The sequence below is a fragment of the Mesorhizobium sp. M2A.F.Ca.ET.037.01.1.1 genome (assembly GCF_003998075.1).
GTDB lineage: Bacteria > Pseudomonadota > Alphaproteobacteria > Rhizobiales > Rhizobiaceae > Mesorhizobium.
Window position 1 is genome coordinate 1 of record NZ_RZSA01000945.1, and the last position, 2,496, is coordinate 2,496.

General features: G+C 66.5%; 2 protein-coding genes. Both read right to left on the reverse strand.

Annotation, left to right across the window (positions count from 1 at the left end):
- The coding region (locus tag EOA27_RS31715; RefSeq protein WP_127258138.1) for an FAD-dependent oxidoreductase at positions 1 to 890 on the reverse strand (890 nt) is incomplete at its 3' end.
- Positions 891 to 1,082: 192 nt separating this feature from the next.
- The coding region (locus EOA27_RS31720; RefSeq protein ID WP_145970665.1) for a chloride channel protein at positions 1,083 to 2,496 on the reverse strand (1,414 nt) is incomplete at its 5' end.

Below are 2,496 nucleotides of genomic sequence, written 5' to 3' on the forward strand. Positions count from 1 at the left end.
CGTGTGCGCTGGGCATAGCAATAGGCATGCGCGGCATTGCCGAGCAGCTCGTGCCCCTGCCAACCGATCTTGTGCCAGAGCTCTTCCGGCAGCGGCTCGGTGACGATCTGCGCGCTGTTGAGCGCCAGCCAGGTCCGTTCTTCCCCTGGGATGCCGGCCGTGAACCCTTCGGTGGCGCGGATGATGATTTCGGCCCGCACCGTGCCGCGGTCCGTGGCCACGATGCCCTTGGCAATGGCGGTGACCGTTGTCTTCTCATAGATGGAAACGCCGAGACGCTCGACCGCCGCCGCGAGCCCGCGCACCAGCTTGGCCGGCTGCACGCGCGCCTGGCCGCGGATGACGAAGCCACCCATGACATTGCGGATGTTGATGCGCGCCCGTGTCGCCTCGGCGTCAAGCAGCTCGATCCGTTCGGGATCGGCATCCCAGGAGCGGGTCGTCTCGCATTCCTCGCGCACGCGCTCCAGCTGCGCCGGATTGGTGGCGACCGTCAGATTGTCGACGCGGCGGATATCGGCATCGATGCCCTCTTCCGTCGCCACCCGGATGACCTCGTCGACGCAGCCGGCCATCGCCTGCTGCATGGCGGTGACGCCCGGGCGTGTCGAGGTCTTCAGATATTTCTCGCGCGACCAGCCGAAACCGCCCGACAGCCAGCCGCCATTGCGCCCCGAGGCGCCGAAGCCGGCGAACTCCCGTTCGACGAGCACGATGCGCAGCGATGGCTTCGCCTTCTTCAGATAGTAGGCCGTCCAAAGCCCGGTATAGCCCGCGCCGACGATCGCGACATCCGCCTCGATGTCGCCTGGCAAAGGCGGACGCGGCGCGGGGATGGCGCCCAGATCCGCGTACCAGAACGAGATGTCGCCGTTGCGCTTGACTTGCATGATGGCTTCCAGGAGTGACGTCTTAGAGACCGTTTCGAAATTCGCTCCGGCGAGTCATATGGTGGTGGTTTCGAGAACCGGAGCGGAGCGGACATTCAGGTCCGTGAGCACCGGAAGCGCAGAAAACGCCATCAGATGGCCGGCGGAGTGGATTTTCCAAATGGCCTCTTATTGGCCGGGCTGTCGTTCGGGTCAACCTTCGCCCGACAGGTCGCGCCGCGCCTTGTCGAGTTCCTCGGCGTAGCGGCGCATCAGATGGCTTTCGGTGAGCAGGCCGAGAACGATGCGCTCGTCGAAATCCTCGACCACCGCCAGCTCTTCGGCGCCGGTGCGTTGGAAGGTCTCGGCCGCGGTCTGGACATTCATCGAGGGCACCAGCACCGCGTCCTTGAACTGGGCCAGCGCGCTCACCGGCGTCTCGCCGTCGGAGCGGTCGCTGTGCAGTTCCGGCACCAGCAGCATGCCGACATACTGGTCGGCATGCTCGACGGCGATGACGCGCTGCGCCGAGCCGAGCGGGACCTCCTTGCGGAATTCCGAGAGCGTGGTCGAGGCGGGAATGGTGCGGACGTCCTTGCGCATCATGGAGCCGACCGTGAGGCTGCGCATCCAGCCGACGTCATGGGCGCTGCGGATCGTCTCGCCGCGCAGATGGAAGCGCCAGGTCGAGAAGGAGTAGCCGAAGGTCTCGCGCACCAGGATCGCCGACATGATCGAGGCCGCCAGCACCACGCCGGTGAGCGTCAGGTCGCGGGTCGATTCCAGCGCCAGGAACGTCATGGTCAGCGGACCGCCGACGACGCCGACCGCCAGCGAGGTCATGCCGACGACGGCGGCTACCGCCGGGTCGATGCCCACCGACGGCGCGGTCATCGCCATGACGCCCGCGAAGACCTTGCCGAGCAGCGCGCCCAGGAACAGCGAGGCGAAGAACAGGCCGCCGCGGAAGCCCGAGCCGAGCGAGATGGCCGAAGCCGCCAGCTTCATCACGAAGACGCTCGCCACGACCGGAAGCGCGTAATTCATGGCGAACTCGCGGTGCAACGCGCCATGGCCGCTCGAAAGCACCTGCGGCGTGACCAGCCCGAGCAGACCGACGAAGATGCCGCCGATGAACGGCCTGACCGACGCGTCGATCGACAACCGCACGAAGACGCGCTCGACGATGCTGACCAGATGCATGATGGCGATCGAAGCCGCGCCGCCAAGCAGGCCCAGCAACAGGAACGGCACATACTCGCTGGCGGTCAAATTCGGCAAACCCGACAGTTCCAGCGGAAACGGCACGCCGCCGAACATTTCCGCCGTCAGCGAGGCGCAGATCGCCGCCGCCATCACCGGCGCCACATTGGCGACGGAGTAGATGCCGATGACCAGCTCGAAACCGTAGAAGGCACCGGTCAGCGGTGCGTCGAAAGCGGCGGCGATCGCACCGGCGGCGCCACAGCCGACCAGGATGCGCACGTCGTTGCGGCGCAGCCGGAAGGCGCGGGCAAGCCGGGAAGCGATGCCGGAACCGATCTGCGTGTAGCCGGCTTCCAATCCGACCGAAGCCCCGAAGCCGGAGGAAATCATCGTCTGCGCCACGATGATGAACGTGTCGGTG